This window comes from Rhizobium sp. YTUHZ044 (assembly GCF_051123975.1).
Lineage (GTDB): Bacteria > Pseudomonadota > Alphaproteobacteria > Rhizobiales > Rhizobiaceae > Rhizobium.
Genome location: NZ_CP101426.1, coordinates 1,398,989 through 1,413,939 on the forward strand (window position 1 = coordinate 1,398,989; position 14,951 = coordinate 1,413,939).

At 60.5% G+C, this 14,951-nt stretch carries 13 protein-coding genes; 5 read left to right on the top strand and 8 right to left on the bottom strand.

What is annotated here, in order from left to right; all coding sequences use genetic code 11:
• Positions 1–149: 149 nt before the first annotated feature.
• From NL154_RS06890 to NL154_RS06900, 3 genes are all read left to right on the top strand, one after another.
• Entirely contained in the window at positions 150–1,487 is a 1,338-nt protein-coding gene (locus tag NL154_RS06890) for an extracellular solute-binding protein (RefSeq protein WP_221123470.1), read from the top strand.
• 125 nt (positions 1,488–1,612) lie between these two features.
• Positions 1,613–2,506, top strand: coding sequence for a carbohydrate ABC transporter permease (locus NL154_RS06895; RefSeq protein ID WP_210631652.1), 894 nt, complete (start codon positions 1,613–1,615; stop codon positions 2,504–2,506).
• Positions 2,506–3,339, top strand: coding sequence for a carbohydrate ABC transporter permease (locus tag NL154_RS06900; protein ID WP_210628332.1), 834 nt, complete (start codon positions 2,506–2,508; stop codon positions 3,337–3,339). Before NL154_RS06895 ends, NL154_RS06900 begins: the two co-directional genes overlap by 1 nt.
• A gap of 20 nt (positions 3,340–3,359) precedes the next feature.
• Here the strand turns inward: NL154_RS06900 and NL154_RS06905 are convergent, their stop codons facing one another.
• The 4 genes from NL154_RS06905 to NL154_RS06920 are packed head-to-tail and all read right to left on the bottom strand — an operon-like array spanning position 3,360 to position 7,968.
• Positions 3,360–4,604: an O-antigen ligase family protein gene (locus tag NL154_RS06905; protein ID WP_210628331.1), complete on the bottom strand. Its 1,245-nt coding sequence runs from the start codon at positions 4,602–4,604 to the stop codon at positions 3,360–3,362.
• Positions 4,601–6,163, bottom strand: coding sequence for an undecaprenyl-phosphate glucose phosphotransferase (locus NL154_RS06910; protein ID WP_434733828.1), 1,563 nt, complete (start codon positions 6,161–6,163; stop codon positions 4,601–4,603). Before NL154_RS06910 ends, NL154_RS06905 begins: the two co-directional genes overlap by 4 nt.
• A gap of 56 nt (positions 6,164–6,219) precedes the next feature.
• Positions 6,220–7,389, bottom strand: coding sequence for a glycosyltransferase (locus NL154_RS06915; protein ID WP_210628329.1), 1,170 nt, complete (start codon positions 7,387–7,389; stop codon positions 6,220–6,222).
• A 3-nt stretch (positions 7,390–7,392) separates the two neighbouring features.
• Positions 7,393–7,968, bottom strand: a complete 576-nt coding sequence (locus tag NL154_RS06920) for a polysaccharide biosynthesis/export family protein (protein ID WP_012483394.1) — start codon at positions 7,966–7,968, stop codon at positions 7,393–7,395.
• Positions 7,969–8,156: 188 nt separating this feature from the next.
• Between NL154_RS06920 and NL154_RS06925 the strand changes: the two genes are divergently transcribed.
• Positions 8,157–10,322: a GumC family protein gene (locus NL154_RS06925; RefSeq protein ID WP_434733829.1), complete on the top strand. Its 2,166-nt coding sequence runs from the start codon at positions 8,157–8,159 to the stop codon at positions 10,320–10,322.
• 63 nt (positions 10,323–10,385) lie between these two features.
• On the opposite strand, the gene NL154_RS06930 is transcribed toward NL154_RS06925, so the two are convergent.
• Complete coding sequence (locus tag NL154_RS06930; protein ID WP_434733830.1) at positions 10,386–11,627, bottom strand: GNAT family N-acetyltransferase; 1,242 nt, start codon at positions 11,625–11,627, stop codon at positions 10,386–10,388.
• A gap of 118 nt (positions 11,628–11,745) precedes the next feature.
• A complete protein-coding gene (locus NL154_RS06935; RefSeq protein WP_221123474.1) occupies positions 11,746–11,955 on the bottom strand; it encodes a DUF2842 domain-containing protein in 210 nt (69 codons plus the stop codon).
• A 114-nt stretch (positions 11,956–12,069) separates the two neighbouring features.
• Here NL154_RS06935 and NL154_RS06940 point away from each other — a divergent pair, with 114 nt between their 5' ends.
• Entirely contained in the window at positions 12,070–13,173 is a 1,104-nt protein-coding gene (locus NL154_RS06940) for a COX15/CtaA family protein (RefSeq protein ID WP_434733831.1), read from the top strand.
• Between the two features lie 18 nt (positions 13,174–13,191).
• On the opposite strand, the gene NL154_RS06945 is transcribed toward NL154_RS06940, so the two are convergent.
• Both NL154_RS06945 and argC read right to left on the bottom strand, forming a co-directional pair.
• Positions 13,192–13,980 carry a TSUP family transporter gene (locus tag NL154_RS06945; protein WP_434733832.1) on the bottom strand — a complete coding sequence of 263 codons (789 nt, stop codon included), beginning with the start codon at positions 13,978–13,980 and terminating at the stop codon, positions 13,192–13,194.
• A 7-nt stretch (positions 13,981–13,987) separates the two neighbouring features.
• Complete coding sequence (gene argC / locus NL154_RS06950; RefSeq protein ID WP_434733833.1) at positions 13,988–14,920, bottom strand: N-acetyl-gamma-glutamyl-phosphate reductase; 933 nt, start codon at positions 14,918–14,920, stop codon at positions 13,988–13,990.
• Positions 14,921–14,951 lie beyond the last annotated feature (31 nt).

Below are 14,951 nucleotides of genomic sequence, written 5' to 3' on the forward strand. Positions count from 1 at the left end.
TGTCGTTTTGGGTCGCGAGAGGAGCTGATGCACTGACGATTACCTCAGATTCGCCGGTCAGGCAAAGCTCTGGGGGAAGAAAACGTTCGGCGGCGCCTGGCGCAAGGCTCGAGCGGGGAGTGGAGAATAAACCAAGTGAGGTGGAGCAGATGAAAAGAAGCGTGAAATCGATCAACATGCTGCCGGCATTTCAAATGAAAACGGCCGTCGCGCTTGCTGGTGCAGCGCTTATGAATCTTGGCCTTTCGGCAGCCGTCAGGGCTGACGATCTGGCTGTTTGGGATGACCAGACCTACGAAGGTCAGAGTGCGGTCATAGAGCAGTTGAACAAAGAGTTCGAGGCTGCGCATCCCGGCGTTACGATCAAGCGTACCGCCCGCACCTTCGATGACATGAAGTTGACGCTGAAGCTCGCGGTTTCGGCAGGGAACGGCCCGGTCGTCACGAAAGTCAACCAGGGCGCCGGCGATATGGGCGCAATGGTCAAGGAAGGACTGCTCCTGCCGGTTGACGACTACATCAAGAAATACAGCTGGGATAAGCGCCAGTCCGATTCCGTCCTGGCGCGAGATCGCTGGGATGGGCCAAAGTTCGGGGTCGGCAAAACCTACGGCATATCAGGCCTCGCCGAGATCGTCGGCCTCTATTACAACAAGAAGATCCTCGACGACGCCGGCATAGCACTGCCGAAGACCTTCGAGGAGCTTTTGGCCGATCTCGACAAGCTGAAGGAAAAAGGCGTGGCGCCCTTCATGATGGGCAGCGCAAAGCAGCATCTCGCCCTGCACATGATCGGTGCCATCGATCAAGCCCATATCGACGCGGGCAATCGCGCCGAACTTGACGATCTGATTTACGGCAGGGGCGGTTCCTGGAATACCAAAGGCAACATCGAATCCGCAAAACTGGTGCAGAAATGGGCGCAGGGCGGCTATTTCTATCCCGGTTTCGAAGGCATTTCGGGTGACGACGCCGTTCAGCTTTTCATATCGGGGCAGGGCGCCTTCCTGATCTCGGGAACCTGGTATTTCGGTGATATGCAGCACAACCAGGATATCGGCTTCATGGCCATTCCTGCCCCGAAAGGCATTACAAAGCCGCTGAGCGTCGGAGGCGTGGATCTTGCCTGGGCAATAACAAGCCTTGCCAAAGATCAGAAAACGCAGGACCTGGCCGGTGAATATATCGACTACATGGTTTCGGAAAAAGCTGCCGAAGCCTGGGCCAATGCCAGCTATCTTCCGGCAACGTCGCTTGCGGCGGATGCGAAGCCAAAGCTCACGCCGCTGCTGAGCTCCGGCATCGAGATGTGGAAGACGCTCAACGCCAACGACGCTCTTGGCCACTATCCCGATTGGTCGAGCCCGACGATGCTGAAGACAATCGACGATAACACGCCGCTTCTCCTGTCCGGCAAGATCACGCCTGAAGCCTTTGTCGACGCTATGGACAAGGATTATCAGGCTTACCTGAAAGGTCAGAAATAAATGGCGCGGACGCAGGCCGCGACCGTCCGCGGCCTGCGTCTCGTCGACATCATCTCAAGAAATCAGCGCCGCGATCTCAGGCTTGCTGCACGACGACGATAGCGTTGGCTTCATGGAGTACCGGAATGAAGCGCTCCCCACTTGATGGCTCCGAACATACCAATTGGATCTATCTATTCCCCGGATTGCTGCTTTACGCGGCCTTTGTCTTCGGGCCGATTGTCGCGGCTTTGGCGTTGAGCCTGACCAGTTGGGACGGCTTGACCGTGCCCAAGTGGGTTGGCCTCGGCAATTACATCGATCTCTTTTCCGATGATCGTTTTTACATCGCCTTGCGCAACAATGCCGAGCTGATGATATTCTATTGCGTCCTGCCGCTCGGGCTCGGCATAGGTCTTGCCGCCTGCGTCTGGAATCTGAAGCAACGGGAACAACTCGCCCTGCGGACATTCCTGTTCCTCCCATATATCATGCCGACTGCCGTGTTGGGCATCATCTGGGCATGGCTCTACAATCCTGCATTCGGTCCGTTCAACCAGTTTTTGAGAGCGGTGGGCTTGGGCATGTTCGCACTCCCTTGGCTGGGAGATTTCAACTTCGTGCTTCCCGCGGTCGGGATCGTTGCCACCTGGTATTTCTTCGGTTTTTGCATGGTGATCTTCCTCACGGGAATCCAACGCATCGATCCCTCGCTCTTTGATGCTGCGAAGGTCGATGGTGCTTCGGCGCGAAAGACGTTTGTCTGGATAACGCTGCCGCTTCTCATGCCGGAGATCAGGGTGGTTTTGCTGCTGACGGTTATCGCGTCGATCAAAAGTTTCGACCTGATTTTCACAATGACCCGCGGCGGGCCCGCCAATGCCACGCTCGTGCCGAATATCTACATGTACCAGCTCGGTTTTGAGCTCAATCGGTTTGGCGCGGCGGCGGCCATCGCCATTGTCGGCGCGCTGCTGACATTCGCCATCAATTTTGCAATTCACCGGCTGGTGGGCTCAAAAAGTAAAGGAATGGCTTGATGAGCCGCAAGTCCAACATTCCCGCTGCCCCGCTCTTCCTTCGCCTTGTCCTCTGGCTTCTTGCATTCGTAACGATTACGCCGTTCCTGCTTCTGCTGCTCACCTCGATCAAGAGCAAGGCCGACGTTCTGCAGGGCGCGTTCGCGCTCCCGGCATATCCGCATTTCGAAAATTACCTCGATGCCTGGAACGCCGGCCATTTCAACATCTACTTCTGGAATTCGATCATCGTTGTCATTCCCGTCGTCGCGGCAAGCGTCTTTCTGGGCCTGCTGACGGGTTTTGCCTTTGCTTATCTGTCCTTTCCGCTCAGGCGCAGCCTGTTCGCTATCCTGACGCTCGGCATGATGGTGCCGGCGGAGGCCTTCATCATTCCGCTTTATTATGAAATGCGGTATCTCGGGTTGATCAACACCTATGCGGCCGTCATTGTGCCCCAGATCGCGATGTCGATCCCATTCTCGACGATCTTCCTTGCCAGCGCGATGCAGCAATTGCCAGAAGAAATTCTGGAAGCGGCCGTTCTCGATGGTGCCGGGCGCTTCTATATTTTGCGCAAGATCGTCGTTCCGCTGATGATGCCGGCAATGTCGACACTGGCGCTCTTCCTGTTCATCTGGACCTGGAACGAGTTTCTGATCCCCTTCATTCTGGTGAACGACGATGCCTATCGGACACTGCCCCTCGGCATGCTGTTTTTCCAAGGACGTTATACTGTCAACACGCCGGTTCTGACCGCCGGTGCGGTCATTGTCATTGCCCCACTCATCCTGACCTATCTCGTTTTCCAGCGACGGTTTATCGCCGGTTTGACGGCCGGCGCGACGAAATAGCCCGCCATAATGCGGCAAGACTACGCCATTCCTCCGGGCATTCGGCCGCGCCTGTGACGCGCTTCCAGCGCCGCGCAGCCCCAGACCGTGCCGAAGAGCAGATAGACATGGCGCCAGTGGTCGATGTCGATAACATTGCCGATCGTCGCATGGCCGAGAACGGAGATCCAGGCAATCATCAGGAAGGGTTGCCACGGCCGGTCGTGAAGCAGGTTCCGGAAACCCAGGATGAGCGTCCAGAGGAGCATTCCGACATAGCTGACGAAGCCGAGCCAGCCATAGGAGGTGAGCGACTTCAGCCAGATGTTATGCTCGTCCTCGGGAAACATGGTGCCGAACACGAGCGGACCGATGCCGAGCGGGCGCTCCATCATCATGGTGAAACCGATCCTGTGGCGCTCGAAGCGGCCGAGATGTTCGCCGTCATACTGCTGCACCAGCTGAGCGCGTGTTGAAAACAGCTCAGCGACCTTCGGAATCTGCAGCGCCACGAGCAGCGATGCGACCAGCATGACGATCGCCGCCAGTGACAGGATCAGCACCCGCAAGCGGAAGGCGCCGCTGCGCTCCTTCAGCAGCATGATGAAAATCAGGAGCACCACGCCGAGCGCAAAGAGACCCCAGGCGGCGCGGGAAAAGGAGAGGAAGATGCCGAGGGCAATCACGAGAAGGGCGGCTGCCTTCAACGGCGATTTCTTCAGATCGCCGACCAGAATGCCGTGGATGAGATGGAGCGACGGCGGCACCAGGAAGGGGCCGAAGACGTTCGGATCCTGGAATGCGCCTTTGGCGCGGTCATAGAGAGTGAACACTTCCGAGCCGGGAAAGGCGTGGAAATAGCCGAGTACGCCAAGCGCCGACGTGACGACGGCAGCCAGGCTCCAGGCGTTGAAGATCAGCGGCAGCCGCTTATGGCTGTCCTCGATGATTGCCCCGTAGAAAACCGCGGTCAGCGCCAGGAAGGTCGAGACAGCGATATACATCGGCGCCGTCGCAAGATCCTTCATCTGCGTCAGCGACAGCATGCCACCGAGATTGAATGTGAGCAGAAGGGCAAGCAACGGCGCGACGCTGCGCGAAATCCTGAGACCCAGGATGAACCAGAGGCCGATCAGCCCCGCCATCCAGAGTTCATAGGGCGCCGGCTCATCGATGACGAAGCCGGAAAGGAAAACACCGAAAGCGACGAAGGCGGAGCCGATCAGCCGCAGCGTTGCCCGCTGCGGCTGGGCGACGCGCGAATATGTCGCCTGGATCGCGCTCAATAGGCGTTTTCCGTGTTGAGCAGCCGGATCGGCGTCAGGAACAGGATTTTGAGATCGAACCAGAGCGACCAGTTCTCGATATAATAGAGATCGTAGGCCGTGCGGAACTTGATTTTCTCATCGTTATCGACCTCGCCGCGCCAGCCGTTGATCTGCGCCCAACCGGTTACACCAGGCTTGACGCGGTGGCGGGCGAAATAGCCTTCGACGACATCAGCGAAGGCGCGGTCGCGCGCCTGTGCAAGAACCGCATGGGGACGCGGACCGACCAGCGAGAGCTCCCCCCGCAGCACGTTGAAAAGCTGCGGCAGCTCGTCGATCGAGGTCTTGCGGATGAACCTTCCGACACGGGTGACGCGCGGATCGCCCTTGGTCACCGCGGCCTTGCCTGAGGGGTCGGCCATGTTGGTGTACATCGAGCGGAACTTGAAGACATTGATGACTTCGTTGTTGAAGCCATGACGCTTCTGCATGAAGAAGACAGGACCTTCCGAGGTCGCCTTGATGGCGATCGCGGTTGCGGCCATCAGCGGCCAGAGCAGCGCAAGCGCGACCAGAGTGAAAAAGATGTCGAAGCCGCGTTTGGCGACGGAATCCCAGTCGCGGATCGGCATCTTGAAAATGTCGAGCATCGGCACAGCGCCGACATGCGAATAGGCGCGTGGCCGGAAGCGCAGCCGGTTGGCGTGCGCCGCAAGCCGGATATCGACCGGCAGGACCCAGAGCTTCTTCAGGAGATCGAAGATGCGGGCTTCGGCCGAAAGCGGCAGGGCGATGATCAACATGTCGATGCGCGTCAGCCGCACGAATTCGACGAGTTCCGCCACGGTGCCGAGCTTTGGGTAACCGGCGACCATGATCGGTGAGCGCTTCTCGCCGCGGTCGTCGAAGATGCCGCAGATGCGAATGTCGTTGTCGGCCTGTTGTTCGAGGATGCGGATCAGCTCCTTGGCCGGTTCGCCGCCGCCGACGATGACAGCGCGCCGCTCCATGATGCCGTTGCGCGCCCAGTTACGGATGCCGTAGGCGACAAGGAAACGCTCGGCCGCGAGAAAGAGCACGCCGACGGTGAACCATGGGACATAGGCATCGACCATCGCCCATGTGGTGCCACGAATGAGCGCGAACAGGCCGATCGTGAGGACAAGCGCAATCGTCCAGGAGGCGAGAATGCGGGGCATCAGCCGTAGCTTCGCCCGGAGTGCGGGAATGGTGTAGGTGTCGGCAAGCTGCAGGGCGATGACGGTCGAGGCCGAAGCAATCGCTGCCATGCCCGTCCGGACCAGCAAGGGATCGCTGCCGTCGCCCGGCCAGAAGTAGCGGACGATCAGGGCAATCGAAAAGAGCGCCAGGAATTCCAGGAGCCGCAATTGGCCGATAATAATGACAGGCGAACGAGTGCCGTCGCGGAACTGTTCGGCGATCTGCCGGGCATAGGGGTTGATTTCGATCGGGTCGGCGGAGTGGGCCTGACCTGCGTCGCCGCGCGCCTCGATGTCGGAAATTTGCTTGCGCAGCACTTCCACGTCGAATTGATCGCTTTTTTCCAATTTGTTCATGGGGTTTTGTCGCTCGTTGTCAGCAAGCGAAATACCAGAAAGCCCCTAAGAAATATTTACGGGGTAACGAACACTGCTTGTTCGGCGGCGGGACTGACGAGCTCATGGTATAATTGCAGGACATCCCGCGCCATCACGGTCGAGGAAAACACGGCCTTTACTGCCTCATGCGACGGCATAGTTCTGGCGTGCCAGCCGGGCGTGCTGAGCGCTTCCGCCATGACGCGAGCGAGATCGTCGGAATTGCCGGGCTCTACAAGAGCCGGACTGTCCTTGCCGAGCACCTCGGGAATGCCGCCGACGCGGCTGGCTATGATCGTTTTGCCGGCCCCCAGCCCTTCGAGCACGATATAGGGCATCGCTTCGGCGCGAGACGGGACGACGAGATTTTGCGCCATGGCAAAGGCTTCGTGGATACGCATTGCCGGCAGCATGCCGATCCGTTTTCCGAGGCCGCGTTCGATCATCATCTCGCGATAGCGGTCGCGGTCAGGTCCGTCGCCGATCATCAATGCCGAAAGCGGCCTGCCGAGCAGCCGCTCGGTCTTGGCGAAGGCATCGACAAACAGATCGGGACCCTTGAGGTCCCGAAGCATCCCGACATAGATGAAATGCACGGCATCCGACCGGGTGTGGATCGGCTCGAATTCACGCTCTCCGATGCCGTTATAGATCAGTTTCGTCTTCGTCCGCGGCTTGCCCACCTTGCGGGCATAGGTGTCGCGCTCGTATTCGCAGATGAAGACCAGCGCATCGGTGAAATATTCCTGCAGGCGCTCCATCCTGAGGACGAACTGTCCTGTGAATGAGGAGCGCGAATAATGCAGGCTTCCGCCATGCGCGGTATAGAGGCGGGCTACGCGATACCTGTTCACCCGCAGGGCTGAGCCGGCAAGTCGCGCGAGCACGCCGCCCTTGGCGCCGTGCCCGTGCAGCACATCCGGCCGCAAACTTTTAATCTTCTTGTACGTATCCCACATCGTCGCGATATCGGACGGGCTGACCGAGCGGCGGATCGGCACGCGCGTCAGGCCGAGCGACAGATATGGGCGGATATCGTCGAACAATCTGTCCTCGTGCTCGCCGCCGGTCGAGCTGTCGCAGAGAATGCCGATGTGATGCCCGGCCTTGCTGTGTTCCTCGACCAGGTCGCGGACATGGCGGAAAATTCCGCCGACCGGCGATCTGAAGCAGTGAAGAATGCGGAGCGGCCTCTCTCTTGCCATTGCTCAGAAGAGCCGTTCGCGAACGTAGATCGTGTCGCCCGCGATGATCGGGCCGGATATATTGATGCGGCCGGTCAGCACCTGTCCGTTTATCTTGCGGGTGACATCGACCATGCTTTGGTTGGCGCGGCTGGAGAAGCCGCCGGCAACGGCGATGGCATTCTGCACGGTCATGCCCGGAACATAGGCATATTGGCCGGGCTGGCCGACTTCGCCCATGATGAAGATCGAACGGTAACGGTCGACGTCGATGGTGACATCGGGATCGCGAAGATAGCCCTGCTGCAGTTTCTGGGCGATCTGCCCTGAGAGTTGCTGGAGGGTTCGGCCGCGGGCAGGGACCTGACCGATGAGGGGGAAGGCGATGTAACCGGCCTGGTCCACCGTGTAGGTATTGGTTAGGCTCTGCTGGTCGAAGACGGTGATGCGCAGCCGATCGCCGCTATCAAGCGTATAGGGCTGGATGGTTGCCTCGTTGAAGGCTTTCGGAGCCGGCTTGTACGTCGTGCAGCCGCCCAATGCCGCCGTCATGGCTGCAAGGCTCAGGGCCAAAAGGATCTTAGGCGGGGCGACAGACATCCGCTTGTGCTCACAGAAAATGAACTCGGTGCAGCCGTTATCGATCCGTTAGGGTTAATACCCGGTAAAAGGCGCATGGCAATCCCCCAATTCTTTGCCGATCTCCTCTATTTCTTGGCGAGATCGAATTAACCGTTGCGTTACCATGGTCGTTTACGCTTGCGGCACCTTTGTTGTGGAGTAAGAGCATGTCCGGGGTAGTGCGTGATCAGGATGTGGACATCGACCTCGGCCAGTTGGTTCGCGCCGTGTGGGCGCGCCGGCTCAGGATTTTGACGATCACGCTTGCGGCGGTCGGCGTCGCCTTTGCCGGCGCCAAGATCATCTCGCCGCAATATCGCAGCGAAACACGCATCCTCATCGAACCCCGCGCGCCAGCCTTCGCCAGTACCCAGCAGGCGAACGAAGCCGGCGGCGGGCCGCTGATGGACGAGCTGAATATCGCCAGCCAGGTGCAGCTCCTGCAATCGGCCGATCTCCTCAAGAAGGTGATCAACGACCTGAAGCTCTACAATCTGCCGGAATTCGACGATGCCGCCAACGGCTCGGCGATGAGCAGCATCCTCGTGAATCTGCATCTGAAGAAGAATCCGATGGAGAACCCGCCGGAAGAACGAGTAATCGATGCTTTTGTCGAGCGGCTGCAGGTCTATCAGGTGCCGGGTTCGCGCGTCATCGGCATCAACTTCACGTCGAAGGATCCGAAGCTCGCCGCCGCCATCCCGAACGCCATGGCGAATGTCTACCTTTCCACCCAGAGCGGCGCCAAGCTCGCTTCCAATTCGGAAGCGACGCGTTGGCTCGAGCCGGAGATCGAAAACCTGCGGAAGAAGGTCAGCGATGCCGAGAAGAAGGTTGCCGAGTATCGCACCACCCACGGTCTGCTGCAAACGAACGGCACGACCACATTTCCCGCCCAGCAGCTTAATGACATCTCCGCAGAACTCACCCGCGTGCGGGGCGACAAGGCCAATGCCGAGGCGAGGGCGCAGGCGGTGCGCAATGCGCTGTCATCGGGCGAAGCCTCCGATACGCTGCCTGACATCATGTCTTCCCAGGCGATCCAGCGGCTGAAGGCTACGGAATCGGGCCTGCAGTCGCAAATATCAGATCTGCAGACCAGCCTTCTCAACAGTCATCCGAGGCTGAAGAGTCTGCGCGCCCAGCTCTCCGATATTCGCGGCCAAATCCGCCAGGAGACGCAGAAGATTCTGGCCAGCATCCAAAATGAGGCGAAAGTTGCCGACCTCCGCGCAAGCGAGCTCGAGCGCCAGAAGGACGCGGTACAGGCTAACAGCGCCCGCGCCGGCGAAGACGAGGTCGGCCTCAACGCGCTCGAGCGCGAGGCAAACGCCCAGCGCCAGCTGCTCGAAACCTATCTGGTGCGCTACCGCGAGGCCGCCTCGCGCGCCGACAGCAATTCCAGCCCGGCTGACGCCCGTATCGTTTCCCGGGCCATCGAGCCGGTCGATCCCTATTTCCCGAAGGTGGTTCCGATCGTCGTCGTCGCGGCCGTCGCAACGCTGATCCTGAGCGCCATCGTCACAATGCTCGCCGAACTCTTCAGCGGTCGGGCGCTTCGTGCTGTCGATGCGTCCCGTGACGCGGTCGAGGCGGAAACGGTCGTCGGAGACAAGGATGTGCCGCAGGCAGCACCGGCCGCCGGAAGGCCCGTCCAGCCGAGCATGCTCGCCGTTGTCACGGAGGATGACGGAAAGGATATGATCGAAGAAACGGCGGCCGCCGAAGAGGCGCCGGAGGACGACAATGAATTTTCCATTGCCTCCGTTGCGGACTACCTCACGGGCAGCCGGGCGCCGCTGGCAATCGTCGTATCTCCAACTGGTGATAACGGTTCGGCGGCGACGGTTTCGTTGACGCGCATGCTCGCCGATGCCGGCCGCCGCGTCATTCTGATTGATATGACCGGCTCCGGCTATCCCACAGAACTGATGGCCGAGAACCAGGTCGCGGCTGGCATCACCGATCTGCTGTGCGGCGAGGCGGCCTTCGGCGACACGATCCACAGCGATCGTCTTTCCGATGCTCATCTGATCCCGCAGGGTCAGAGCGACGTGCGCCGCGCCATGCGCGGTGTCGACCGGCTGTCGCTGCTGCTCGATGCGCTCGCCGCCGCCTACGACCTCGTGGTGGTCGAATGCGGTGCGGCCGACGTTGCCGGCGTCTCGCGGCTCACGCGCAGCCGGGATGTTGAAATTATCCTCTCCCTACCGCGGCTAGAGGAGACGATCTTCGTTGCCCTGATGACGGAATTCCAGGCGGCGGGCTATGACCGCGTCGTGCTGATGTCGGGCGGCCAAGTGGACGAGCAGGCGCTCGGCCAGGCCGCCTGAAGCATGTCGCGCAAAACTGTGCAGCGGTTTTGCGAAGAACGACATGCGCAAGACCAAGAACGCTCAGCCAATCCGTGCGCGGATGCCCTGGGCGAATTTATAGAGCTTCGGCCGCGCCTTGATATGCGCCTTGCTCCGGGTAACGATCCGGTGTGCCGCGCCGGCGGCGAGGCCAAATGGCGAAACCGGCAGCACCACGTCGTAATGAGCGGTCTCAACCGGCGCCCAGGATCGTTTGTAGGTCTGATCGCCGAGGCCAAAATCGAACAGCGCGACGCCTTTGCCGTGCAGTCCGGAAATGGTTTGCCAATAGAGGAATTCGCCGGGGCTGGTATCGGGCACAAGATCTTCGTCGATCGCCCCGAACTGGCAGATGACGTGATCACCCTTGCGCGAAATGCCCGAGACCGCAGCGATCCGGTCCTTGTTCTCGCCCTTCAGCCGCAGCGCATGCATCTGCAGGCCGAGATACTGTCTCGCATCATCCCGCTTACCGATGAGGCCGTGCAGGAAGGCCTGTGTTTCCCGATCGGCAAAGACGTCGGGCAGGCCAAGGCTGGCGAAGCGAATACTCTTCAGGCGGAAGAAGATATCGAGCAGGCGGTGCTGTTCTTCCGATGTTTCCGGGATGGTGTGTTCGACGCCGCCGGCCGCCTCCAGACGCCTCGATTGAACGCGGAATTTCTTACGCCGGCTTTTGGCGTTGAGCTGCTTCAGCGTCTCCTCGAAATTGGAGAGCAACGGCAATTGATAGGCGTGGTTCTGGTTTTGCACCATCGGCAGTCCGGTGAGTGGGGTCTGCCTCCCGCGCCATTCCAGCGGAAGGTTTTGCAGCAGCAGCAGATCGGCATGGCCCTTTAAGGCCTGCCGAAGCTGCGCCGCGAACTTCTCCGCATCGATGCTGCCGCCACTTTCCGCAAAATTGCCGGAGAACAGACCGGTATTGATATTGCTGTGATCGGCAGCGACGAACTTTGCGACGGCCAATCCGCGGGATCTGACGATCTCGATCGGCAGAATGAAGGCCGTCTCCCCGGCATAGGTGCCTTTGAGGATCGCCAGCGGCTGGCGAAAGGCATTGACCCAGGCAGCGCACCAATCATAGCTCTGATGAAGCGAATGGAGATCATCGGTCTCCAGAGCCCGCCAATCATCCTCCAATGGCTCCATCGCGTCAAAAACCGTAATGTCGATTTTCGCCATGGCAAGTTTCATGCTCGCCTGGCGTAGGCGTGAAATCGCCATATCGGCCGGCGCGCCATCGTCCGACGACTGTTCATCAAAATCGAGCTTTTGCGTCTGCACGGGAACTCTCCGGTCAAAATGCTGAACGGGAAAGTAGGTGTGCAGGACGTATATTTGGTTTAATCGCCGCCCATCGACGAGGTTTTCCGCCGATCACGGTTATTCGGTCGTTAATGGTCTACTGCTGCCGCGGTCCGGCCATCCACTTGATGATGACCATTGCCGGCAATACCCAAAGCAGGCCGGTCAGCAAGAAGTAGAGCAGGTGCCCCCACCAGGGGGCGTTGCCGAGCGTCACCACCGCGATCGTGTTCGCCACCAGTGCGTAGACGAGCACAAGCACGATGATAAGGATCGTGCCGATGAATTTGCGGAGGCGGACGGGCATTGTTTATCTCTTGTGTGGGTAGCGCGGAGCGGCGCGACGGCATGCCGCAAAGCTTCGGGGCTTGTTTTGCATGAGCCGGTGGGGCAAATCAACTGCCGGATAGAAGGAGACATCATGGCCGTCGCGAACCTCACCACGGAACAGGCGATCCTGAGCGAAGTACGCAAGCAGAACCGCAACCGGCGCGCATTGCGGCTGTGGCTCGGCTTTGTGCTTTTGGCGCTCTTTTGTCTCGTGCTCGTTGGAGGGGCAACGCGGTTGACCAATTCCGGTCTGTCGATCACCGAGTGGAAGCCGATCCATGGCGTCATTCCGCCGCTGACAGCCGCGGAATGGGAAGAGGAGTTCCGCCTCTACCAGCGTATTCCCGAATTTCAGCAGTTGAACAGTTCCATGAGCGTCGACGAGTTCAAAAGCATCTTCTGGTGGGAATGGGCGCACCGGCTGATCGCCCGCGGCATCGGCGTGATCTTCGCGCTGCCGCTCCTCTATTTCTGGCTGACGGGGCGGATTGAGAAACGCCTGCGCTGGCCGCTCGTCGGCATCCTGGCGCTCGGCGGTCTGCAGGGTTTCATCGGCTGGTGGATGGTGTCCTCGGGCCTTTCCGTTCGCACCGACGTCAGTCAGTACCGGCTGGCGACGCATCTCGTCATGGCCTGCCTGATCTTTGCCGGCTGCATGTGGATCATGCGCGGGCTGTCGCCGCACTCCAACGATCCGGCGCCGGCACGCAGTTCGCGCGGCTTCGCTGCCGCAATCGCTGTTTTCGCGCTGTTCCAGATCTATCTCGGCGCCCTAGTGGCGGGACTCGATGCCGGTTTTTCCTACAATACCTGGCCGCTGATGGATGGCGCCCTCATTCCCTCCGATCTGCTGATTCAGCAGCCCTTCTGGATAAATGCCTTCGAAAATCCGAAAACCGTGCAGTTCATCCACCGCATCGGCGCCTATACGCTCTTCGCAGTGGTGCTCATCAACATGGTGATCGCCCTTCGCGCCGCACCCTGGACCACCCATGCCCGCCGCGCCGTCCTGCTTTTCGCGCTGGTGACCGTTCAGGCGGCAATCGGCATTGCCACGCTGCTGATGCAGGTGCCGCTTCACTGGGGCCTGCTGCACCAGGCCGGCGCGCTTGTTGTATTTGGTTTCGCCGTCGCCAACTGGCGCGGCTTTTACGGCGAATACCCGCACGAGACGATGATCACCGAACGCGATTGAAGCGAGAGGCCTTTCGTTCTAACGCAGCACGCCGTCGAGCAGCGGCATGCCGATAACGGCAGCGGCCGCGATCAGCACGTAGCAGGCGATGCGGAAGGTCCGTTCCTCGGCAAGCCCGAACAGTTTCGAGCCGCCATAGAGACCCAGCGCATAACTCGGCAGGACGACGACGGTGAGCGCGAACACGGCGGGCACGAACAGTCCTCCGACATAATAGCTGATGGCGCTGAACACCGACGAGATCGAGAAATACAGCACGACATTCGCTCTGACACGCGCGAAGTCGGTCTTGCCGCCGAGCCAATAGGCGACGACAGGCGGCCCGCCGAGCTGCGCGGCGCCGCTGAAAAGTCCGGCAATCAGGCCGACGCCGCTGCCGAGCGGCGCGAACGGCGCGCCGTGGTAGCGCCATCCCGATACGAGAAGCGCGAGCAGACAGATGGCGATGATCGTGATGCTCCAGCGCAGCAGCGTCGGGTCGAGCAGCGCCAGCAGCGCCGTGCCGGCCGGGACGCCGAGTGCCGCACCGGCCGCCATGACGAAGACCTCGGACCGGTTGGCGTCGCGCCAGGCGGGTGGGATCATCCCCAGTGTGGCGATGCCGTCGATGACGAGCAGGATCGGCGAGACCAGCTTCGGCCCGACGATGGCACCGCCGAGCGGGACGAAGATCAACGCTGCGCCGAAACCGGAAAAGCCGCGAGCTAGCCCGGCGATCAAGGCAAACGCCATCAGCGCATAAATGCCGTGACCGGGTAGGGCGGCGGCAAACCACGCCTGCATATCGGCGACAAGCCTATCCAGCATCGTGGCCTCAGCTGGCGAGCATCAGGTCCATGTTCTGCACGGCAGCACCCGAGGCGCCCTTGCCGAGGTTGTCGAGCAGCGCCACCAGATTGACCTGGGAACCACCCGGCGTACCGAAGACGAAGAGCTTCATCGTGTCCTTGCCCTCCAGTTCGACGGCGTTGACGCGGGGGAGCGCCTTGCTTTCGGCGAGCGGCACGACCGTGACGATGTCCTGTCCGGCATAATGGGCAACCAGTACCGCGTGAATGCTTTCCATCGTCGCGCCCTCGGCGAGATCGCCGAGATGCAGCGGCACCTGTACGATCATGCCCTGCGCGAACTTGCCGACCGACGGCGAAAAGATCGGGGCTCGGTCGAGCAGGCCATGTGCGGTCATCTCCGGCACGTGTTTGTGGGTGAGCGGCAGGCCGTAGAGGAAATGCGGCGCGGTGATCGCATCCGGATGATCCGGGTTTTCCATCTGCGCGATCATCTGCTTGCCGCCGCCGGTATAACCGGAGACCGCGTTGACCGTCACCGGATAGCCGTCCGGCAGGATGCCGGCGGCGCGCAGCGGCCGGATGAGCCCGATCGCGCCTGTGGGATAGCAGCCGGGGTTCGAGACGAAGCGGGCGGCCTTGATCCTGTCGGCCTGTGCGTCGTCCATTTCGGCAAAGCCGTAGGCCCAGGCGGGATTGACGCGGAAGGCCGTGGAGGTGTCGATGACGCGGACGTTGTTGTTGCCCGACAGCATCTGGACCGCTTCCTTCGACGCGTCGTCGGGCAGGCACAGAATGGCGATATCGGCGCCGTTCAGCATGTCTTCGCGCATGGCGGCGTTGCGCCGCTCGGCCTCGGGAATGGACAGAAGCTCGACATCGCGGCGGCCGGCCATGCGCGTGCGGATCTGCAGACCCGTTGTGCCGTGTTCGCCATCGATGAAGATTTTCGGTGCCATGTTAGACCTGCGCTTTCAATGGGTTCTGAGG